The sequence below is a fragment of the Streptomyces sp. NPDC002730 genome (assembly GCF_042888805.1).
GTDB lineage: Bacteria > Actinomycetota > Actinomycetes > Streptomycetales > Streptomycetaceae > Streptomyces.
Genome location: NZ_JBIAQG010000003.1, coordinates 1 through 21,550, shown reverse-complemented (window position 1 = coordinate 21,550; position 21,550 = coordinate 1). Strand labels below are relative to the sequence as shown.

Here is a 21,550-nt window from a genome sequence, read left to right as displayed (position 1 = left end):
GTTCACTCTCTCCCGTTGGCCGCTTCACCTGATCTGCCTAATTTCGGCCCTACACGGTGACCGGCACAGTGCCGGCCCCCCACCCCGAACCACGCCGCCACAGAACGCCAAAGACACCCGGTCAGCGTCCGGCGGCTCCTGGAAGGAAACACCCGAAGTGAAGCTTCAGCGCAAGAACGGGCTTCGCGCCACCGCGCTCGGTGCCATCGCCGTGACCGGCGCCCTGGTTCTCACGGCGTGTGGCTCGGACGACAACGCAGGCGGCACCGGCGGCACGGGCGAGCAGACCAACGCGGCGTCGAACATCAAGTGCGACGGCGCCAAGGGCAAGCTCCTGGCATCCGGTTCCAGCGCGCAGAAGAACGCCATGGACCTGTGGGTCAAGAACTACATGGCCGGCTGCAAGGGCGTGGAGATCAACTACAAGTCCTCCTCGTCCGGTGAGGGCATCATCGCCTTCAACCAGGGCACCGTCGGCTTCGCCGGCTCCGACTCGGCGCTCAAGCCCGAAGAGGTCGCCGAGTCCAAGAAGATCTGCCAGGGCGGCGGCCAGGGCATCAACCTGCCCATGGTCGGCGGCCCGATCGCCATCGGCTACAACGTGCCGGGCGTCGACAACCTGACCCTGGACGCCTCGACCATCGCCAAGATCTTCAACGGCAAGATCAAGAACTGGAACGACCCGGCGGTCGCCGCCCTGAACAAGGGTGCCAAGCTCCCGGACAAGGCGATCCAGCCCTTCCACCGCTCCGAGGACTCCGGCACCACGGCGAACCTCGGCAAGTACCTCGGCGCCACCGCCAAGGCCGACTGGCCCTACGAGGCCGAGAAGAAGTGGCCGGCCCCGGGCGGCCAGGCCGCCTCCGGCTCCGCCGGTGTTGCCGCGCAGGTCAAGCAGGCCGAGGGCTCGATCGGTTACTTCGAGCTCTCGTACGCGACCTCGCAGTCCATCCCGACCGTCAAGATCAACACGGGTGCTGCCGCCCCGGTCGAGGCCAGCTCCGAGAACGCCTCCAAGGCGATCGCCGCCGCCAAGATCAAGGGCACCGGCAAGGACCTGGCCCTCGGTCTCGACTACAGCACCAAGGCCGACGGCGCCTACCCGATCGTCCTGGTGACCTACGAGGTTGTCTGCGACACCGGCAACAAGGCCGACACCCTGGGCACGGTCAAGTCCTTCCTGACCTACACCGCCGGCGACGAGGGCCAGAAGCTCCTCTCCGGCGCCGGCTACGCCCCGATCCCGGCCGAGATCAACACCAAGGTCCGCGAGACCGTCGCGGGTCTGAAGTAACGCAACAGGCCGGCGGGGGCCCTGAGCCCCCGCCGGCCACCCATCCGGTGCACCGCCGCCAGGGGAGTCCTACAGCTCCCCGCCACAGACCGGAAAGATCATGGCTACTACACCGATAGATTCCCCTCCCCCAACGCCGGCTCCGCCGGTCAACAGGAGGCGCGGAACGTCCACCGGCCGCGCCGGCGACAAGGTCTTTCTCGGCCTGTCCCGCGGCTCGGGCATCCTGCTCCTGGTGATCATGGCGTCGATCGCCGCGTTCCTCACCTACCGCGCGACGCTTGCCATCTCGAAGGACGAGGGCAACTTCCTCACCACCTTCGACTGGAACCCGGCGGGCAACCCGCCGGTCTTCGGCATTGCGGTCCTGCTCTTCGGCACGGTCGTCAGCTCGATCATCGCGATGGTGATCGCCGTACCGATCGCCGTCGGCATCGCGCTGTTCATCTCGCACTACGCGCCGCGCCGCCTCGCCGCCCCCCTCGCCTACGTCGTGGATCTGCTGGCCGCCGTGCCGTCGATCATCTACGGCATCTGGGGCGCCCTCTTCCTCGTCCCGTACATGGAGGGCCTCAACCTCTGGCTGGACGAGTTCTTCGGCTGGACCTACATCTTCGAGAAGACCGAAGTCGGCGTCGCCCGCTCACTGTTCACCGTGGGCGTGCTGCTGGCGATCATGATCCTGCCGATCGTGACCAGCGTCAGCCGCGAGGTCTTCCTGCAGGTCCCGCGCATGAACGAAGAGGCCGCCCTCGCCCTCGGCGCCACCCGCTGGGAAGTCATCCGGCTCTCGGTGCTCCCCTTCGGCCGCTCGGGCGTGATCTCCGCCTCGATGCTGGGCCTGGGCCGCGCGCTCGGCGAGACGATGGCCGTCGCCACGGTCCTCTCCCCAAGCTTCCTGATCTCTTTCCATCTGCTCAATCCGGGCGGCGGAACCTTCGCCCAGAACATCGCAGCGAAGTTCGACGAGGCCAATGAGCTCGGGCGCGACGCCCTGATCGCCTCCGGTCTGGTCCTCTTCATCCTCACACTGCTGGTCAACGGCGCGGCCCGCCTGATCATCGCGCGCCGCAAGGAGTACTCGGGGGCCAACGCATGAGCCAGGCAGCCATCAAGGACAGGCCCACGCCGACCCCGCCCTCCCGCAGGGGAAGCCTCAGCGGCCGGTCGCTCCCCCGCTGGGCACCGGCGGGATTCGCGGTCGTCTCCCTCACGCTCGGCGTCGGCATCGGCATGGGGGCCGGCTGGGAGAGCCGCGTTCAGTGGGGCCTGATCTCGGCCCTGCTCTTCGTGAGCATCTCGTACGTCGTGACCACGGCCGTCGAGAACAAGCGCCAGGCCAAGGACCGACTCGCCACCAGCATCGTGTGGGTGTGCTTCATCCTCGCCGTGATCCCGCTGTTCTCGCTGATCTGGGTGACCATCAGCCGCGGTACGAAGGTGCTCAACGGCTACTTCCTCAGCCACTCCATGGCGGGCATCCCCGGCTTCGAGGCGGGCGGCGGCGTCTACCACGCCATCATCGGCACGCTGGAGCAGGTCGGCCTCGCCACCGTGATCTCGGTGCCGATCGGTCTGCTGACCGCGGTCTACCTGGTCGAGTACGGCAGGGGCGCGCTGGCCAAGGCGGTGACCTTCTTCGTCGACGTCATGACGGGTATCCCGTCGATCGTCGCGGGTCTGTTCATCCTCTCGATCATGCTCATCCTCGAGCTGCAGCCCTCCGGCCTGATGGGCGCGCTGGCACTGGCGATCCTGATGATCCCGGTCGTGGTCCGCTCCACCGAGGAGATGCTCAAGCTCGTACCCAACGAGCTGCGCGAAGCCTCGCTGGCACTCGGCGTACCGAAGTACCGAACGATCCTCAAGGTGGTTATCCCGACCGCGCTCGGCGGTATCACCACTGGTGTGATGCTCGCCATCGCACGTATCGCCGGTGAGACCGCCCCGATCATGCTGCTGGTCTTCGGCAGCCAGCTGATCAACACGAACCCGTTCGAAGGCGCCCAGTCCTCGCTCCCCTTCTACGTCTGGGAGCAGTACCGGGTCGGCAGCGAGGCGTCGTACGACCGCGCCTGGGCCGCCGCCCTGGTCCTGATCGCCTTCGTCATGATCCTCAATCTGGTGGCCCGGGGCATCGCCCGCTGGAAGGCCCCGAAGACCGGTCGCTGACGCGACCACGTGAAAGCGAAGTGATTCACATGGCCAAGCGCATCGACGTCAGCGGCCTCACCGCCTACTACGGCTCCCACAAGGCCATCGAGGACATCTCGATGACCGTGGAGCCCCGCTCCGTGACGGCCTTCATCGGCCCGTCCGGCTGCGGCAAGTCCACCTTCCTGCGCACGCTGAACCGTATGCACGAGGTCACTCCCGGTGGCCGGGTCGAGGGCAAGGTGCTGCTGGACGACGAGAACCTGTACGGCTCGAGCGTCGACCCGGTCGCCGTGCGCCGCACGGTCGGCATGGTCTTCCAGCGGCCGAACCCCTTTCCGACGATGTCGATCTTCGACAATGTCGCGGCGGGCCTGCGCCTGAACGGTTCGTACAAGAAGAACCGGCTGGCGGACGTCGTCGAGAAGTCCCTGAAGGGCGCCAACCTCTGGAACGAGGTCAAGGACCGCCTGAACAAGCCCGGCTCCGGCCTCTCCGGCGGCCAGCAGCAGCGTCTGTGCATCGCCCGTGCGATCGCGGTCGAGCCGGATGTGCTGCTGATGGACGAGCCGTGCTCGGCGCTCGACCCGATCTCGACCCTCGCGATCGAGGACCTGATCGGCGAGCTGAAGGAGCGCTTCACGATCGTCATCGTGACGCACAACATGCAGCAGGCGGCGCGGGTCTCGGACCGTACGGCGTTCTTCAACCTGTCGGCGGTCGGCCAGCCCGGCAAGCTCATCGAGATAGACGAGACCGAGCGGATCTTCGCCAACCCGTCGGTGCAGGCCACGGAGGACTACATCTCCGGCCGCTTCGGTTAGTCATCCGGTCATGTCGTCATCGTGGGCCGGGGGCGTTGGTGGTTGCTCTCGGTGGGTGGTTTCCACCGGCGAACCGCCGCACTCCTCCGGCGTACCGGCCACGGACAAGGCGCCGAACCCCCCAACACGTCTCGCGGTGCTGCATGGCGGTGCCACCGCAAGGCGAAGGGCCCGCCCCCTCTCCCAGGGGGCGGGCCCACTTGCGTTCCAGCGCGTACGGCGGAACCGCCGCGACGGTCAGCCGAAGATCAGGTAGACCACGCCGTAGCTCAGCGCAGCGACCGCCGCCGCCGCCGGCATCGTGATGAACCAGCCCAGAACGATGTTCTTGGCAACACCCCAGCGGACCGCGTTGATCCGCTTTGTCGCACCCACGCCCATGATCGCCGAGGTGATCACATGCGTGGTGGAGATCGGCGCCTGGAAGAGGAACGCCGAGCCGAACATGATCGACGCCCCGGTCGTCTCGGCCGCGAAGCCCTGCGGCGGGTCCAGCTCGATGATCTTGCGGCCGAGCGTCCGCATGATGCGCCAGCCGCCCGCGTAGGTACCGAGCGAGAGCATCATCGCGCAGGCGATCTTCACCCAGACCGGGATCGCGTCGCCCTGGTCCTCCACGTCGGCGATGACCAGCGCCATCACCACGATGCCCATCGTCTTCTGCGCGTCCTGCAGACCATGACCGAGCGCCATGCCGGCCGCCGAGACCGTCTGCGCTATCCGGAAACCGCGCTTGGCCTTGGACGGGTTGGACCTACGGAACATCCACATGATCGCGACCATCACCAGATAGCCGACGACCAGACCGACGAAGGGCGAGACAAGCATCGGGATGACGATCTTCTCGAGCACGCCGCTCCAGATGACCTCGGTCCCGCCGGCCAGCGCCGCGCCCACCATGCCGCCGAACAGCGCATGGGAAGAGGACGACGGCAGACCGAAGTACCAGGTGACCAGGTTCCAGACGATCGCGCCGAGCAGCGCCGCGAAGAGAATGCCCATGCCGCGCGGACCCTGGGGCGTCTCGATGAGCCCCTCGCTGACGGTCTTGGCGACGCCCTGGCCGAGAAACGCACCGGCAAGGTTCATCACCGCGGCCATCGCCAGCGCCGCGCGCGGCGTCAGCGCCCGCGTGGAGACCGAGGTCGCGATCGCGTTCGCCGAGTCGTGAAAGCCATTGGTGTACGTGAATCCGAGCGCGACACCAATGGTCACGATCAGCGCAAAGGTGTCCACGAGGTTCAGGACTCCTTGACCGCGATGGTCTCCACGGTGTTCGCGACATGCTCAAAGGCGTCGGCGGCCTCTTCCAGCACATCCACGATCTGCTTGAGCTTGAGCACCTCGATGGCGTCGTACTTACCGTTGAAGAGCGTCGCAAGGAGCTTGCGGTGAATCTGGTCGGCCTGGTTCTCGAGGCGGTTGACCTCGATCCAGTACTCGGTGAGGTTGTCCATGGTCCGCAGATGCGGCATCGCCTCGGCGGTCAGCTCCGCGGCCCGCGCCAATACCTCGATCTGCTGCTCGACACCCTTGGGCAGCTCCTCGACCTGGTAGAGCACGACCAGGTCGACGGCCTCCTCCATGAAGTCCATGATGTCGTCGAGCGACGAAGCGAGTTTGTAGATGTCCTCGCGGTCGAACGGCGTGATGAACGAGGAGTTCAGCTGGTGGAAGATCGCGTGGGTGGCGTCGTCCCCCGCGTGCTCCGCTGCCCGCATCCGCTCCGCGATCTCGGCCCGGGCGGAGGCATCCGCACCGAGCAGTTCCATCAGGAGCTTCGAGCCCGTGACGATGTTGTCCGCGGACGCGGCAAACATGTCATAGAAGCTCGTCTCCCTGGGGGTCAGACGAAATCGCACGTGGGGTCCTCGGGGTGCTTTGGATTTGGTCAGGCTGATGCTAGGCGCATCATCCGGCCACGGCTAACCGGCGTTGTTCAGTGTCGCCCATCGGGCACAGTGGTCATCACGGGCCCCCGCCCCCGATCTCGCGCGATTCGTTACCATATACCCACGAGGGGTATGTAGTCCCTTTCTGGACAAGCACAGCCGACAAGGACAGACGGACAACGGGAGGACGCGATGACGACCACCGAGGCGGCCGGCCCCCCGGTCACGGACCATGACCACGGTGTGCACGGCTACCACAAGCAGAAGGACGAGCACCTCAAGCGGCTGCGCCGGATCGAGGGCCAGATCCGCGGGCTGCAGCGGATGGTCGACGAGGACGTCTACTGCATCGACATACTCACCCAGGTCTCCGCGTCCACCAAGGCTCTGCAGTCCTTCGCGCTCCAGCTGCTGGAGGAGCATCTGCGGCACTGCGTCGCCGACGCTGCGGTGAAGGGCGGCGAAGAGATCGACGCGAAGGTCGAGGAGGCGACGAAGGCGATCGCGCGCCTTCTGCGCACCTAGTACGTGCACGGGGCGCGGCGACCGCGTCCCGGCCGCTCCCCGTGTTTCCGGTCACTCCTGCCGGGACGGGCCTGAGAGCGCGGACCGCTCGGCCACCACCTTCAGCACCTCGTCGATACGGTCCGGGCTGAGCCGTTCCTCGTCCGCGGCCGACGCCGCGATGATCAACTCACCACACAGCTCGATCTCCGCGAGGGCCACGTGGTCCTGGACGGTCGCAGTACTGGGCGGAGCCACGTGCATTCACCTCTTCCTGCCGGTGTCGACTTCCTAGCGTAGGGAGTGATACACGGACCGCGCATGGCACGTCCGGACCATTTAGGCCCTGATCTTCCCGGCGTAAATGTCCCGTTGGTCGGGGAGACGCACGGCCACCGGCGTCCCGAAGTCGTACAGCAGGGTGGTCGACGCGACGGCGACCGGGCGGCCCTGATTGGTGAAACTGAACCGGTGGCGCACCTTGCGCAGCCGGCCTTGTTCGTCGAGGTACGCGTCGAACGGCACGATGTCCTTTGCGAACCCTTTCGCCGCGGCGGCCAGCGAGGCCCGCGCATGGGGTTCGGCCACCCGCGCCGCCTGCGCGATGTCCGTGGTGCCCCGATAGTGACGCACCTTCGTCCCGGCCAGCTCCTCCTCGCCGACGTACGTCACGTCCCGCGCGCCGCGCAGCAGTTCGGCTGCGGCGAGCGGATCGGTCGCGCCGCCGGTGACCAGATTGCCGTCCTCGAGGGTGGTTGTGTCGACCCGCACCCACTTGTCGGCCGGTACGCCGGCGCCCCGGTTCTTCATGTACAGCGCCCCGGGCGTCAGCAGCTCGGTGATCGGACGGTGCTCGTCGGCGCCCGCGGGATCCTTGGGCAGTACGACCCTCAGCTCACCGGCCCGCCGCTCGAAGTCGTATCCGCCCTCGCCCCGGATGATCACCCGGGTCCCGCCGGTCGCCATCTCCATGGACGTTCGGGCCTTGGAGCTGCCGGCCCCGGCCAGTACGTCGGCGGCTTTCCGTACGTCGTCGACTCTGCCGCCACCCCGCCGGTCGTCGGCCGCGGCACCGCCGCCGACGGAACACCCGCTGCTCGCCACCGCCCCCAGTATGACGGCCGCAACGGCGAACGCCCCGCCCCTGTGCCTGTGCTGCTGCACCACCATCGCCTGCCAACCCCCAACACGGGACCGCTGCTTGTACGAGACCCCACCCGTCCCGCATAACGACTGCCCTGGCCCCTCGTCACGCGGGGGTCCGTCCTCGACGCGGCCCCAGTACCGTGGAGTGGTGCCTCAGCAAGACCCCACCGGCGACACCTCGCCACACCGAGCCACCACCACCGAACGCGGCTCATTCGCCTCCGCCAGCTGCACCTGCGGCTGGGCCGGGCCTGCCCGACGTTCCCGCGAACGGGCGCGTACGGATGCCGAGTTGCACACATCGACACCTGCGGCGGAACACTGACGCAGCCCTTTGGACCTGCGGCACAGGGAAAACCGCCGCCCGCCCCCGGGAACCCCCCGCCCCCAGGAACCGTCTCGTTCCCCAGGAGGCCCCATGGACCGGCGCGCACTGCTCACCACCGCTGTAGTTCTCACCGCTGCCGCCTGCACAGGCAAGAACGGCAGCGGCGCAACCGCAGCTCCTACCGGCACGCCCGGCACCGGCCGCTCACCGGGCAGATCCGCGTCCGCCACCACCATCACCACCGCCGCGGCGCCCGACTGGACCGCGCTCGCGCGCGGCCTCGACGGGAAGCTCGTACGCCCCGGTGACGCCGCGTACCGGTCCGCCCGGCAGCTCTACAACACCCGCTTCGACTCGCTGAAGCCCGCCGCCGTCGCCTATGTCGCAGGCGAGGACGACGTCAAGGAGTGCCTGGCCTACGCCAGAGCCCACCGCGTCCCCGTCTCCATCCGGAACGGCGGCCATTCCTATGCGGGCTGGTCCTCCGGCAACGGCCGCCTCGTCATCGATGTGTCCTCGCTGAACCGCGTCGGACAGGACGGCTCCATCGGCGCCGGCGCCAAGCTCATCGACGTCTACGCCGGTCTCGCCCGCAACAACCGCACCATCCCCGCGGGCTCGTGCCCCTCCGTCGGCGTGTCCGGTCTCACCCTCGGCGGCGGTCACGGCGTCACCTCACGCGCGTACGGTCTGACCTGCGACAGCCTCACCGCGGCGACCATCGTCACAGCCGACGGCAAGCAGCTGACCGCGAGCGCCACCGAGAACAAGGACCTCTTCTGGGCGCTGCGCGGCGCCGGTAACGGCAACTTCGGCGTCGTGACCCGGCTCCACTTCCGTACACATCCCACGCCGCCGACCGTCACCGCCTATCTCACCTGGCCCTGGGCGAAGGCCGCGGCCGTCCTCAGCGCCTGGCAGCAGTGGGGCCCGGACCAGCCGGACGAGATATGGTCGTCCGCGCATCTCGCCGCCGGGCCCGGCAGCACGCCGACCCTCTCCATAGCCGCGTTCTCCCTCGGCAGCGAGGGCGACCTCAAGAACGCGCTCGACCGCCTCGCCGACAAGGCCGGTTCGCCCGCCCGCTCGGTCTCGGTGCGCCGCCGCAGCTATCGGGAGGCGATGCTCGGCTACGCGAACTGCACGACGATCACCCAATCGCAGTGCCATCTGCCGGGCACCACTCCGGGCCGTACGCCCCAGGGCGCGCTGCAGCGCGAGACATACGCAGCGGCCTCCGACTTCTTCGACCACAACCTCTCCCCGGCCGGAGTGCGCGCATTGATCTCCGCGACCGAGGCATTCACCCGGATCAAGCCCGGCCAGGGCGTGGGCGGCGGCTCCATCGCGCTCACCGCGCTCGGCGGAGCGGTCAACCGCGTGGACCCGCTGGCGACGTCGTTCGTCCACCGGCGGTCCCGGATGCTCGCGCAGTACATCGGCTCCTGGCGGCCCGGCACCTCGGGCACCGCCCAGCAGGCCTGGCTCAAAAATGCCCATGCGTCGATGCGCCGTTATGCGTCGGGAGCCGCGTACCAGAACTACATCGATCCCACGCTGACCGACTGGCGCCGGGCGTACTACGGGCCTGCCGCGGACCGCCTCACCCGGCTGAAGAAGCAGTACGACCCGGACAGGGTCTTCAACTTCCCGCAGGCGCTGTAGTACGTACGGGCGGACGCCGGGCCGGGCGTCAGGCCGCCAGGTCTTTGTCCCCGGCGCCGGACCCCTCGGTCCTCGGTTCCGGAACGCCGAGCGTCTCCGGCAGGTCCGCCGACCCTGCCGCCGCCCGCCTCGACCGTACGAGCCATGCCACCCGCCCCGACCGGGCGACCGCCGACACGAGCGGTGTCAGCAGCGCCAGCGCGAGCGGCGCGAGCAGCAGCGTCACCGCCGTCCCGAGCGCGAATCCACCGACGACGTCGGTCGGGTAGTGCACGCCCATATAGACGCGGCAGAAGCCCTCGGCCAGCGCGAGACCGATCGCGGCGAGCCCGAACCTGCGGTGCGCGACGAAGAGTCCGGCGCCGAGGGCCATCGCCATCGTCGCGTGGTCGCTCACGAAGGAGTAGTCGGTCTTTCCGGCCACCAGGACTTCAATGCCCTGATGGTCCAGGAACGGCCGCGGTCGTTCGACGAATCCGCGGATGGGGATGTTGACCAGCAGCGCGATCCCGGCGGCGAGCGGCGCCCAGATCAGCCCGGCGACCGCTGCGACCGAGTCCTCGGTGGTGCCGCGCCGGCGCACGCTCCACCAGCACCAGAGCACCACCAGCACCATCGCGAGCATGATTCCGTACTCGCCGATGAATTCCATGGTGCGGTCGAGCCACGACGGGGCGTCCTTGGCCAGGCCGTTGATGTCGTAGAGCAGGCTGAGATCGGGGTTCGACCCATCCGATGCGAGTCCAGCCATCTGCTGCGGCCCCTTGCCTTGTCGCCTGCCGCGACGCACCTCCAAGTGCGCCGCATCTGCCAACCCCCGTGGTCAGTGCGGTGTCTGCTCCATGGTCAGTGCGCTGTCCCAGTCCAGGGAACGCCCCGCTCCCTGTATACGTTCCACTCTCCATCGAACGATCACCATGACGTTATCGAAGAGTGACACATCGTTGCAGCTCAGAGACGTGGCTCAGCGGAGAGTTCCGGCCACGCCCGACGGCTCGTCAGGCTTCCGGCAACGAGGTCGGCAGCGCCTTCGCGCCGTCCTTGGTGACCCTGGTCGCACCGAAGTAGTCCGGAGTGTCGATCTTGTCGAAGCGGATCACGGCGCCGGTGTACGGAGCGTCGATCATGTACCCGCCGCCGACATAGAGCCCGACGTGCCGGATCGCCCGCGAGTTGGTGAGGTCGTCGGAGAAGAAGACCAGATCGCCGGGGAGCAGCTCGTCCCGCGACGGATGCTCGCCGGCGTTGTACTGGTCGTTCGCGACGCGCGGCAGCTCGATCCCGACGGTCCGGTACGCGGCCTGGGTCAGCCCGGAACAGTCGAAGCGTCCGCCCTGCTCGGGCGTGCCGTTGCCGCCCCACAAATACTCAGTACCGAGCCTCTTCTGCGCGAAGTAGATCGCCCCGGCCGCCTGCCGCGACGGCTCGACCCGCCCGACGGGCCTGGCGAAGCTCTTCTCCAGGGTGCGGATGACCTTCACATAGTTCTGTGTCTCGCGGTACGGCGGTACGCCTTGGTGCTTGATGACGGCGTAGGCGCCGGCGTTGTACGCGGCGAGCATGTTGTCGGTCGCGTTGCCGGGCGCTTTCTTTACATATCCGGCCAGTTCGCAGTCGTACGAGGCAGCGGACGGAATCGCGTCGGCCGGATCCCAGACATCGCGGTCGCCGTCCTTGTCGCCGTCGATGCCGTGCGCGGCCCAGGTGCCGGGGATGAACTGCGCGATGCCCTGGGCCGCGGCGGGGCTCTGCGCCTTGGGGTTCCAGCCGCTCTCCTGGTAGAGCTGGGCGGCGAGCAGAGCGGGGTTGATGGCCGGGCAGAGATTGCCCCACTTCTGTACGAGCGGCTGATAGAGCGCGGGCACGGCACCCTTGGCGAGGCCGACCGCGCGCCCGCCGCTTCCGCCCATGAGCCCGGCGGCCGCGGAGTAGGTACCGACGACGAGCAGCACGACGAAGCTCAGGCACAGCCCGATCCCGACTCCACCGGCCATCCAGACTTTTCGCACGCCCTCAACCCTCCCCCATCCAAGCCGCGTTCCTGCCCGTCTCCACTCGCGAGCCTAGGGTTTGCGTCCCACGCCGCCGAACATGGCGACCTCGTCGGCAGGCACCTCGGGCCGCCAGCGGGAACACGACACCACGCCGGGCTCCAGCATCTCGAGACCGTCGAAGTACCGGGTGAGCTGCTGCGGGGTGCGCTGGGTGAGCCGGGGCGTGCCGTGCTCGTTCCAGAACGCGACGGCGGCGTCCACATCCGGCATCGCCGGGCTGGTGATGGTGTGGGAGAGGACAAGATGACTGCCGGCGGGCAGCGCGTCCATGAGGCGGCGGACGATGCCGTACGACTCCTCGTCGTCCTCAATGAAGATCACGACGCCGAGCAGCATCAGCGCGACGGGCCGGGTGAGGTCGAGCGTCCGGGCGGCGTTCTCCAGGATCGTGTCGACATCGCGCAGATCGGCGTCGAGATAGTCGGTGCGGCCCTCGGGCGTACTGGTGAGCAGGGCGCGGGCGTGCGCGAGGACCAGGGGATCGTTGTCCACGTACACGACGCGCGCCTCGGGCTCGGCGCGCTGGGCCACCTCGTGGGTGTTGTCGGCGCTGGGCAGCCCGGTCCCGATGTCGAGGAACTGCCGGATCCCCACCTCGGCGGCGAGGTGATGCACGGCCCGCCCCAGGAACAGCCGGTCCGCGAGGGCGTAGTCGCCGATTCCGGGGTGGAGCGCGCGGATCTGGTCACCGGCTTCGCGGTCGACGGAGTAGTTGTCCTTGCCGCCGGTCCAGTAGTTCCAGATCCGGGCGGTGTGGGGGCGCGTGGTGTCGATCCTTGCGAGTAAGTGCGCGTTGTCGGTCACACGGTCCAAGATAGCCAACTCGACTAGGAACGGCTGGTGTTGGGTCAGACGGTGCTTCTGTCCAGTGGCAGGCCGATGTCGGACGGGAGCAACGCGGCCGGGGCGAGAACGGCGGCAGGGTCCAGATGGGGGCACAACGACAGTTATTGCCCGGAGTCACGCTCCGTGATACACAGAGTGACCGTACACGCTCCTCGTACCTTCTCCGGATCCATGCCGCCGCAGGTCAGGACGGCTGGACCGGTCATACGTGCGGAGATCGGGTAAAGAGACCCGCCAAGTCGGCTTACGGGGGCGGTTTCATCAGCGAAGATAGAACGACGACCCATGCCGAGCGGCAGGGGCACTGAACAACCCAACAGGGGCGGTGAGTTACATGATCCTGGCAGCCGAAAAGGGCGACATCACCACCATCATCGGCGGAATCGCCCCGAACTGGGGGCCTTTCGGGAGCCTGGGTAACGAGGCCAGAGTGATGATCGAGGTCGTGATGGCCGTGGCCATCCTCCTCTGCCTCGGCATCGCGATCTGGGGCGCGGCGAAACAGCGCATCGGAGCGACGGCACTCCGCGACACCTTCAGCGCCGAACAGGGCAAGGGCCTGATCGTCGCCGGTCTGACCGGCGTCTTCATCATCGGGTCGCTGGGGACCTTGTTCACCATCGTGTACGGGATGGCTGTCTGACCCCCCGCCGGTCCTCTCCGGGCTTGCCCGGCCCACCCTTTGAGGTTGCGTTTCCCTGATGTCGAGTCACCACACCACGCCCGCAAGGGAAGCAGCACGACTACCGTCGTACTACGTGCCGGAATACGCGTCGTACTACGCGGAACTGCAAACGGTTGAGGTATGGGGTCTCCCCAGTGGAGCGAGGGGAAGTACGCGAGATGAGCCTCGGTGACGAGCGCGGCTACGGCGGCGAGTCGGGCAGCCGTACGGAGGAGGGCTTCGGCGGCTCGGGCCAGACGCGTACGCGCCTGCCGGGCAACGGCGACACCGACGTCTACGGCGGCGCGCGCCGACCCGTGCGGAACTCACGCTCCCTCATCACGGTGGTGGGCGTGGTGGTGCTGCTGATCGCGGCTATCGCGTTCGCGAACCAGGGCGGCGCCGGGGGCGAGGACGACCCGTCGGGGGGCGGGGGCAAGGGGGCGGCCGGGGCTCCGACGGCGGCGACGGGCGTGAAACCGGTGACGGAGAAGGACGGGGCGATTCCTTCGGGGTACGCGAAGGATGAGCAGGGGGCGCAGAGTGCGGCGTCCAACTACGCCGTTGCGCTCGGCTCCGACGGCATGTTCAACCAGGCGCGCCGTCACGACATCGTGAAGGCCGTCGCCGACGCAAGCACGCTCAACAAGCTCCAGTCGGGTTTCGACGCCGACTACTCCACGGCGTTCCTCGCGCAGATCGGCCTGAGTGCCGATGGCACCGCCCCAGCGGGGTCGACGTTCGTCAATCGCACACTGCCCGCCGGCACCAAGGTCCTGAACTTCGCGGGCGAGACCGCCGCCGTCGACGTCTGGTGCATGGGCCTGTTCGGGCTGACGGGCGAGAAGTCCACCAAGCCGGTGACGAGCGGCTGGTTCACGGTAAGCGTCAAGCTGAAGTGGAACGGGTCCGACTGGAAGATCCTGGAGACCGGTCAAAAGACGGGCCCCACACCGGTCACCGGTGACAATCCCGTGTCCGGCTCCGACGAAATCGCCGACGCGGTCAAGGAATTCGGAGGGTTCACGTATGCCCGTTAACCCTCACCCTCGGACGCGCTCCATCCTGACCATGGTGACGGCCATCCACACTGCGGCGTTCCTGTTCGCGGCCCGAGCCACCGCAGCGCCCACGCCCACGCCCACGCCGAGCAAGAGCGACAACCCGTGCGGGCTCATCGCGGGCCCCGCACGTGACTACTGCGACAACGGCGCCCCCGGCGGCGCCCCCCGCACCACCCCCCTCGACCCCGCCAACGCCCTCGACCCCCTCTCCTCCCTCGCCCGCGGCTGCGCCGACGCCGCCGTCTGGACCATCGACCAGCTCTCCAAGGCGGTGAACTCCACCGCCACCGTCGACTTCACCAACTCCGCCTTCCGCGCCCAGTACGCCATCGTCTTCGCCGCTTCCACCATCCTCACCCTCGTCCTCTGGCTCCTCGCCGTGGCCAAGCGCGCCGTTCGCGGTGTCCCCCTCACCACCGCCATCTCCGAAGCCGTCGGCTTCCTCTGGCTCACCGTCCTCGCGTCCGCCTTCACCCCGCTGATCCTCTACACCCTCGTCTCCGCGACCGACGGCGTCACCGAGGTCATCGCAGGCGGCACCAGCGGGCAGACCGATCAGTTCTTCGGGAACTTCTCCGGCGCCCTGAAGAAGGGGACCGACATCGGCGGCGGGCCGATCATGCTGATCGTCGTCTCACTCGTCACGATCCTCGCCGCCGGCGTTCTCTTCCTCGAGCTGTTCATCCGCGCGATCCTTCTCTACGTCGGCGCCCTCCTCGGCGTCGTCGTCTACTCCGGACTCGTCGACAAGAACATGTGGGGACGGGTCCGCCGCTGGGCCGGAATCGTGATCGCGATCATCATGGTCAAGCCAGTGATCGCGATCGTCCTGGGTCTCGCGGGCGCGCTCTCCGCCGAGAACGGACCCAACTCCTTCTCCGCCGTCGTCTCCGGCCTCGCGATCATCCTGCTCGCCATCTTCGCCTCCGCGGTGATCTACCGTTTCGTCCCGGGTTTCGGCGACGAGATCGTCGCCTCCCGCAACAACCGCCTGCAGAACGGCGCCGAGAACGCCGCGGCCGCCGTCATCAGCTCGCCCGCCAACCTTGTTTCCCAGGGCATCAAGACCCATAGCAGCCGCGGCAACCAGGGCGGCGGCGACAGCAACAACGGCAGCGCCCCACGCCCCGCCAACCCCATCAGCGGAGGCGTCGCCGCGCACAGCAGCCGCCCCTCCGGCGGGGGCACCGCAGGCGGCGGATCCGCCGCGCCCCCGCCCCGTAACAGCAGTCCCGGAACCGGCACCCCGCACAGCAACCGCAAGAGCACAGGAGGTGGAGGGCGTTGACGACCCAGTCCCAAGCGATCACGCCCCGCCGTACGTATCTCATCGGCCGTGCCCGGCCGAACGCGATCGTCGGCAAGAACCGCGAGACCGGCGAGATCGCGCTGATCATCGCCGGCGCGTTCCTCGGCATGATGAGCGGGCTGCTGGTCCCCGTCCTGTCCCTGCGGATCGTGCTCCTGATGGGCTTCCCGCTCCTCGCTCTCGCCGCCGTGTACGTCCCGTTCAGGCACCGCACCTTCTACAAGTGGTTCGAGATCAACCGCAGTTACAAGCGCACGCTGCGCAGCGGCACCCTCTACCGCTCCTCCGCCGCCGAGGCCGGTATCCGTCTCGACGGCCGTGAGATCGAGGTCGGCCCGCCCCCGGGCATCGGCAGGATCAACTGGCTCGCCGCGCCCTTCGGCCCGGACGAGATCGCCGTACTGCTGCATGCCGACCGCCGTACCGTCACCGCCGCCATCGAGATCGAGGGCCCCGGCGTCGGACTGCGCGACAGCGAGGACCAGGAGGCGCTCGTCGATCGCTTCGGCACGCTGCTGAAGCATGTGGCCAACGGCGACGGCTTTGTCACGCGCCTTCAGATGCTCGCCCGTACGCTCCCCGCCGACCCCGACGCGCACGCCAAGGACGTTGCCCAGCGCGGCGACCAGCAGACGCCGATGTGGCTGCGCGACTCGTACGACCAGCTGCAGTCGATGGTCTCCACCTCCAGCGAGCAGCACCGCGCGTACCTCGTCGCCTGCATGCACTACACCCGTGAACTGGCCGCCGAGGCCCACGCCATGGCCCGTGCCGCCCGCCCGCAGTCCGGCCGCAAGCTCGACAAGGACGCGGGCCTCGCCGTCGTCATGGCCCGCGAGCTCACCGACATCTGTGCGCGCCTCGCCGAGGCCGACATCCGGGTCCGCCAGCCGCTCGGCCAGGGCCGTCTTGCCTCCCTCGTCCACTCGATGTACGACCCCGACCACCCCATCGACCACATCCAGGCGATGACGAAACGGAACGCCTGGCCCGCCGAGCTGGACGCCATGCAGCCGACGTATCTGCAGGCGAAGACCCGTGAGTCGTCCACCCGCGCGCCCTGGTGCCACTCCACCGCCTGGGTGAAGGAGTGGCCGATGACGCCGGTCGGCGTCAACTTCCTGGCGCCGCTGCTCGTCCACACGCCCGATGTGATCCGTACCGTCGCGGTCTGCATGGACCTGGAGCCGACCGAGGTCGCCATCGAGCGGATGCTCACCGAGAAGACGAACGACGAGGCGGACGCGAGCCGCGCCGCCAAGATGAACCGGACCGTCGACCCGCGCGACATCGCCGCGCACGGACGGCTCGACCAGCGGGGTGAAGATCTGGCGAGCGGTGCGGCGGGAGTCAACCTCGTCGGGTACATCACTGTGTCATCGCGTTCGCCCGAAGCTCTGGCCCGGGACAAGCGCACGATCAGGGCCTCGGCCGGCAAGTCCTATCTGAAGCTGGAGTGGTGCGATCGTGAGCACCACCGGGCTTTTGTGAACACCTTGCCGTTCGCGACCGGCATCCGACGCTGAACGAGAGGGCAGTCCGCCATGCGAGATCCGCTGTCCGTCTTCACGGATGCCTTCACCGCCTTCCTCTTCGGGAAGGTCGAGACGACCCGCCTGCCCGTCCGTACGTCGACGGGGCAGGCGCAGGCCGTCTACCTCCCCACCGCCGCGCCCGGCCTCGGCGACTCGGGCGTGATCATCGGCCGAGAGGTGTACAGCGGCAAGGGCTATATCTACGACCCCTTCCAGCTGTACGGCCAGCAGCTCCCGGCCCCCCACTGGCTGGTGCTCGGCGAGTCCGGCAACGGCAAGTCGGCGCTCGAGAAGACGTACGTACTACGGCAGTTGCGGTTCCGCGACCGCCAAGTGGTGGTGCTGGACGCGCAGGGTGAGGACGGGGTGGGCGAGTGGAACCTCGTCGCCCAGGAACTGGGCATCACACCCATCCGGCTGGACCCGATGACAGCGCTGGACGGCGGCATACGGCTCAATCCGCTCGACCCCGCGATCACGACGACGGGACAGCTGGCTCTGCTCCGTACGATCATCGAGGTCGCCATGGGGCACGGACTCGACGAGCGGTCTGGCTTCGCGCTGAAGGTGGCGCACGCGTACGTCAACGAGACGATCGTCGACCGGCAGCCGGTGCTGACCGACATCGTGGACCAGCTGCGGCACCCGGAGGCGGAGTCCGCCGAGTCGATGAACGTCGCCCTGGACGACGTACGGGCATGGGGCCTGGATGTCGCCCTCGTCCTGGACCGTCTGGTCGACGGTGACCTGCGCGGCATGTTCGACGGGCCGACGACGGTCGGGATCGATCTGGACGCGCCGCTGATCGTCTTCGACCTCTCGCACATCGACCGGAACTCGATCGCGATGCCGATCCTGATGGCGATCGTGGGGGTGTGGCTGGAGCACACCTGGATCCGCCCGGACCGAAAGAAACGCATCTTCCTGGTGGAGGAGGCGTGGCACATCATCAACTCACCCTTTGTGGCCCAGCTCTTCCAGCGCCTGCTGAAGTTCGGCCGCCGACTGGGCCTGTCCTTCGTGGCCGTCGTCCACCATCTCTCGGACGTGGTCGACGGGGCTGCGGCGCGGGAGGCGGCGGCGATCCTGAAGATGGCGTCGACGAGGACGATCTACGCACAGAAGGCGGACGAGGCACGGGCTACGGGCCGTGTGCTCGGCCTGCCGCGATGGGCGGTGGAAATCATTCCCACGCTCACTCCCGGAATCGCGGTCTGGGACGTCAACGGCAATGTCCAGGTGGTCAAACACCTGGTGACGGAGGCGGAGAGACCACTGGTCTTCACGGACCGGGCGATGACGGAATCCTCGGGGCCTGCGCTGCCCGAGGACGTGGCCGCCGCGGAGTGGGAGGCGGAGCAGCGCGCGGCCCTGATCGAGCAGCATCAGCTGGACGAGTCCTCCGAGTCAACGGTGGCATGACATGCGCGACCGCCGTCACTACCAGCACGCTCACGAGCGGGACGAGCGCGGCATTCCCGACGGCCTGCTGGTGGGCCTGCTCGGCTTTCTGCTCGGGCTGAGCCTGCTGGTCTGGACGGCCACAGGGCTGGCGGGCCTGATCACGCACGGCTCGTGGCCGACGGGTGTCACCTACGCCGGTACACCGCTGGCCATACGCGCGCTGGCGTCCAAGCCGCACGACGTCCAGGCCGCATGGCCGGACACTCCGCCGGCGGAGCTGTCGGGGTACGGGCTGTTCTGGGGCCTGGCCATAGGCGAGTTGATGGTCCTGGTGGTAGTGACGGTGTTCGTCCTCGGCACGGTCGCCCGCTGGCACGTGGGCCGCGCGGGCCGCGTCTCCGACGCTCCCTCGCCCCGGACCGCCCCCGCCGCGAAGACGGAGGACTGGGACCCGGCGGGCTCCTCGACCGCGGGCTCCTCGACCGCGGGCTCGTCGACCGCGGGCGCGCACACGGGAAGTCCGGATCCCACGAAGCCGGCTGACGGCCGCCTCGGGCAGCCGCGGGATGCCGGCCAGGGAGCGGGCGGATGGGACCCCCGCGCCGCCTCCGTCCCCGGCACCCCCTCGCCGGGAGCGCCCACAGGCCCGTACGCCGCGGCCACTAGCCCCGACCCCCCTATGGAGCAAGGCGCGGGCGGATGGGCCGGCAGCCTCGGCGCCCACGGCTCCGGCGTTCCCACAGGCCCGTACGCCGCAGACGCAAGCCAAGACGCGCACGCGTACCCGGGAACCGGGCACCAGCCCGGCGAGCCCAGCCACCCATCAGCCGCCGCCCCTGGCGACGGCGCAGCGGCGAGCCCGCACCCGGCCCACCCATCGGCGGGCCGGGGCGCTGCCGCGAGCCCGCACACCCGGCCCGCAGGCGCCAACCTCCTTGCGGGGCAAGGCGCGGGCGGATGGGACCCGCACACCGCCCTGCCCGCACCCCGCACCCCCCGTATCCTCTACGGCGACCCCGCCACCCGCCGGCCCGTCACCGTTCAGGCCGTCCTCGACGCCGAAGGGCCTGCGCTCGTCGTCACCTCCGATCCCACCGTGTGGGCCGAGACCAAGGGCGCGCGGGCCAAGCTCGGCCCTGTCCTTGTCTACGACCCCGGGCATCTCTGCGACACCCCCGCCCGCCTCCACTGGTCACCCACCGCGCACTGCGAGGACGCCGACACCGCCGCCGCCCGCGCCGTCGCCCTCCTCGCGCCCATAAGGCCCCGCGCCCTCCTCGACGCCGCCATGGCCGACACCGCGGAGACACTCCTGCGCTGCTGGCTGCATGCCGCCGCGGTGGACGGACGCCCGTTCAAGCAGCTCCACCGCTGGGCACAGGGCGGCAGCGCCCACGACGCCGTACGTATCCTCCGTACGCACCCCAAGGCCACCGCCGGACTCGCCGGGCTGCTCGAGTCCGCGCTCACCGGGCATCCCGAACGCCGGGAGATCGCCCAGCAGTTGGTGGTGCGCGCTCTCTCCGTGCTCTCCTCGATCCACATCCGTGAGGCTTGCACCCCGAACCGAACCGATTCCCTCACCTTGGAATCATTCATAAACGAAGGGGGAACCCTTTATGTGGTGGGTGAACCGATCGAGGACCCCAGAACCCACCCCGGCGCAATGCCTCTGCTCACCGCACTCGCTTCAGACGTGGTCGAGCACGGCCGCCGCATGGCCGCACGGTCATCCGACGGCCGGCTCGACCCACCAATGACGCTCGTCCTGGACGACGTCGCGGCCGTGGCTCCCCTTCCCAGCCTTCCGGAGCTGCTGGCAACCGGTCAGGACCAGGGACTGCCGACCCTGGTCCTGCTCCGTTCCGCCGAACAGGCGCGCGCCCGCTGGCCCGAGCCGCTCACCCAGTAAGCCGAGCAGCCGGCCACGGGAGCTGACGCTTGACCTCGAGCTCCACGTCCCGTGCCGTGGAATCCCCCGGCACGGGTACGGAGTCCCCGCTTGCCACAAACCCGATGCGCCGGTAGAACGCCTCGGCATGCGCATTGCGCTCGTCCACATACAGCCGCACCCGCTCCACAGGCGGCCCCACCAGCGACCATGACCACTCCAGAGCCGCCTCGAACAGCGCCTCCGCAAGCCCCGCACCACGCACCTCGGGCCGTACGAACACCCCGACCACATGCGTCTGGTCGGTCTTTGCCGCCTCCCCGAACCGCACCTCTCCGGCCGGCCGCTCGACGAGGACGGTGAGTGTGCCGACCCACCGCCCGTCCGCCAGCTCAGCGATGAACTGGCGCGCGACGACCCCCTCCGCCGCCGCGGAGGTTCGGTCCTGCCAGAAGCCGTCGGGCCGCTCCAGGGCCTGCTCATACGTCTCCAGAAAGGCGAGGGGCGCGACCGGGTCCTGCAGAGCGGCGAGCCGGATCTCCCTGGCCTTCGCCCACTCCTCGGCGCCCACCGCACGGATGACATAGTCGATCTGATCCATCTGCTGATACTGACCGGGCCCGGGCGCTTGAGCAAGCAATGGGTCCTGAACGCAGAAAAGCCCCGCACCATGACGGTGCGGGGCTTTCCCACAATGATTGTTCGGCGGCGTCCTACTCTCCCACAGGGTCCCCCCTGCAGTACCATCGGCGCTGAAAGGCTTAGCTTCCGGGTTCGGAATGTAACCGGGCGTTTCCCTAACGCTATGACCACCGAAACTCTATGAAGATGTACGACCCGGAATCCCCACAGGGGACTCGACAGTTCGTTGCTTCAGAACTAACACAGTGGACGCGAGCAACTGAGGACAAGCCCTCGGCCTATTAGTACCAGTCAGCTTCACCGGTTGCCCGGCTTCCACATCTGGCCTATCAAC

Annotated in this window: 20 protein-coding genes and 1 rRNA gene; 12 read left to right on the top strand and 9 right to left on the bottom strand. The window is 68.5% G+C overall.

Annotation, left to right across the window (positions count from 1 at the left end; translation table 11 throughout):
• Positions 1–157 precede the first annotated feature (157 nt).
• From pstS to pstB, 4 genes are all read left to right on the top strand, one after another.
• A complete protein-coding gene (gene pstS / locus ACFYXH_RS08290; RefSeq protein WP_389561323.1) occupies positions 158–1,294 on the top strand; it encodes a phosphate ABC transporter substrate-binding protein PstS in 1,137 nt (378 codons plus the stop codon).
• A gap of 100 nt (positions 1,295–1,394) precedes the next feature.
• Positions 1,395–2,393: a phosphate ABC transporter permease subunit PstC gene (gene pstC / locus ACFYXH_RS08285; protein WP_389561322.1), complete on the top strand. Its 999-nt coding sequence runs from the start codon at positions 1,395–1,397 to the stop codon at positions 2,391–2,393.
• Complete coding sequence (pstA, locus tag ACFYXH_RS08280) at positions 2,390–3,466, top strand: phosphate ABC transporter permease PstA (RefSeq protein ID WP_389561321.1); 1,077 nt, start codon at positions 2,390–2,392, stop codon at positions 3,464–3,466. Before pstC ends, pstA begins: the two co-directional genes overlap by 4 nt.
• A 29-nt stretch (positions 3,467–3,495) precedes the next feature.
• The gene (pstB, locus tag ACFYXH_RS08275) at positions 3,496–4,272 is read left to right on the top strand and encodes a phosphate ABC transporter ATP-binding protein PstB (protein ID WP_389561320.1); all 777 of its coding nucleotides are present in this window, start codon (positions 3,496–3,498) and stop codon (positions 4,270–4,272) included.
• Between the two features lie 237 nt (positions 4,273–4,509).
• On the opposite strand, the gene ACFYXH_RS08270 is transcribed toward pstB, so the two are convergent.
• Both ACFYXH_RS08270 and ACFYXH_RS08265 read right to left on the bottom strand, forming a co-directional pair.
• Positions 4,510–5,508, bottom strand: coding sequence for an anion permease (locus tag ACFYXH_RS08270; protein WP_389561319.1), 999 nt, complete (start codon positions 5,506–5,508; stop codon positions 4,510–4,512).
• A gap of 5 nt (positions 5,509–5,513) precedes the next feature.
• Positions 5,514–6,134, bottom strand: a complete 621-nt coding sequence (locus tag ACFYXH_RS08265; protein WP_327324529.1) for a DUF47 family protein — start codon at positions 6,132–6,134, stop codon at positions 5,514–5,516.
• Between the two features lie 222 nt (positions 6,135–6,356).
• Between ACFYXH_RS08265 and ACFYXH_RS08260 the strand changes: the two genes are divergently transcribed.
• Positions 6,357–6,689: a metal-sensitive transcriptional regulator gene (locus ACFYXH_RS08260; protein ID WP_251017580.1), complete on the top strand. Its 333-nt coding sequence runs from the start codon at positions 6,357–6,359 to the stop codon at positions 6,687–6,689.
• 51 nt (positions 6,690–6,740) lie between these two features.
• On the opposite strand, the gene ACFYXH_RS08255 is transcribed toward ACFYXH_RS08260, so the two are convergent.
• Both ACFYXH_RS08255 and ACFYXH_RS08250 read right to left on the bottom strand, forming a co-directional pair.
• Positions 6,741–6,932, bottom strand: a complete 192-nt coding sequence (locus ACFYXH_RS08255) for a hypothetical protein (RefSeq protein WP_327324530.1) — start codon at positions 6,930–6,932, stop codon at positions 6,741–6,743.
• Positions 6,933–7,007: 75 nt separating this feature from the next.
• Entirely contained in the window at positions 7,008–7,838 is an 831-nt protein-coding gene (locus ACFYXH_RS08250) for a hypothetical protein (protein WP_389561318.1), read from the bottom strand.
• Between the two features lie 394 nt (positions 7,839–8,232).
• Between ACFYXH_RS08250 and ACFYXH_RS08245 the strand changes: the two genes are divergently transcribed.
• On the top strand, positions 8,233–9,807 hold the full coding sequence (locus tag ACFYXH_RS08245) for an FAD-binding oxidoreductase (protein ID WP_389561317.1): 1,575 nt from the start codon (positions 8,233–8,235) through the stop codon (positions 9,805–9,807).
• 28 nt (positions 9,808–9,835) lie between these two features.
• Here the strand turns inward: ACFYXH_RS08245 and ACFYXH_RS08240 are convergent, their stop codons facing one another.
• The 3 genes from ACFYXH_RS08240 to ACFYXH_RS08230 form a co-directional block, all read right to left on the bottom strand.
• Positions 9,836–10,558, bottom strand: a complete 723-nt coding sequence (locus tag ACFYXH_RS08240; protein WP_389561316.1) for a phosphatase PAP2 family protein — start codon at positions 10,556–10,558, stop codon at positions 9,836–9,838.
• Positions 10,559–10,805: 247 nt separating this feature from the next.
• On the bottom strand, positions 10,806–11,801 hold the full coding sequence (locus ACFYXH_RS08235; RefSeq protein WP_389561815.1) for an NlpC/P60 family protein: 996 nt from the start codon (positions 11,799–11,801) through the stop codon (positions 10,806–10,808).
• Between the two features lie 69 nt (positions 11,802–11,870).
• Positions 11,871–12,674: an SAM-dependent methyltransferase gene (locus ACFYXH_RS08230; protein ID WP_389561315.1), complete on the bottom strand. Its 804-nt coding sequence runs from the start codon at positions 12,672–12,674 to the stop codon at positions 11,871–11,873.
• A 367-nt stretch (positions 12,675–13,041) separates the two neighbouring features.
• On the opposite strand from ACFYXH_RS08230, the gene ACFYXH_RS08225 reads away from it, so the two are divergent.
• From ACFYXH_RS08225 to ACFYXH_RS08200, 6 genes are all read left to right on the top strand, one after another.
• Positions 13,042–13,350 (top strand): hypothetical protein, encoded by a 309-nt coding sequence (locus ACFYXH_RS08225; protein WP_142217964.1) that lies wholly within the window; start codon positions 13,042–13,044, stop codon positions 13,348–13,350.
• A 200-nt stretch (positions 13,351–13,550) separates the two neighbouring features.
• Positions 13,551–14,411 carry a hypothetical protein gene (locus ACFYXH_RS08220; protein ID WP_389561314.1) on the top strand — a complete coding sequence of 287 codons (861 nt, stop codon included), beginning with the start codon at positions 13,551–13,553 and terminating at the stop codon, positions 14,409–14,411.
• Positions 14,412–14,442: 31 nt separating this feature from the next.
• Complete coding sequence (locus ACFYXH_RS08215) at positions 14,443–15,723, top strand: hypothetical protein (protein WP_389561313.1); 1,281 nt, start codon at positions 14,443–14,445, stop codon at positions 15,721–15,723.
• Complete coding sequence (locus tag ACFYXH_RS08210) at positions 15,720–17,270, top strand: SCO6880 family protein (protein WP_389561312.1); 1,551 nt, start codon at positions 15,720–15,722, stop codon at positions 17,268–17,270. Before ACFYXH_RS08215 ends, ACFYXH_RS08210 begins: the two co-directional genes overlap by 4 nt.
• An 18-nt stretch (positions 17,271–17,288) precedes the next feature.
• Positions 17,289–18,701 (top strand): ATP-binding protein, encoded by a 1,413-nt coding sequence (locus ACFYXH_RS08205; RefSeq protein ID WP_389561311.1) that lies wholly within the window; start codon positions 17,289–17,291, stop codon positions 18,699–18,701.
• Between the two features lies 1 nt (position 18,702).
• A complete protein-coding gene (locus ACFYXH_RS08200; RefSeq protein WP_389561310.1) occupies positions 18,703–20,595 on the top strand; it encodes a type VI secretion protein in 1,893 nt (630 codons plus the stop codon).
• Here the strand turns inward: ACFYXH_RS08200 and ACFYXH_RS08195 are convergent.
• Both ACFYXH_RS08195 and rrf read right to left on the bottom strand, forming a co-directional pair.
• Positions 20,585–21,166 (bottom strand): GNAT family N-acetyltransferase, encoded by a 582-nt coding sequence (locus ACFYXH_RS08195; RefSeq protein ID WP_389561814.1) that lies wholly within the window; start codon positions 21,164–21,166, stop codon positions 20,585–20,587. The two genes, ACFYXH_RS08200 and ACFYXH_RS08195, sit on opposite strands and share 11 nt — an antisense overlap.
• Before the next feature lie 108 nt (positions 21,167–21,274).
• Positions 21,275–21,391, bottom strand: a 5S ribosomal RNA gene (rrf, locus tag ACFYXH_RS08190).
• Positions 21,392–21,550 lie beyond the last annotated feature (159 nt).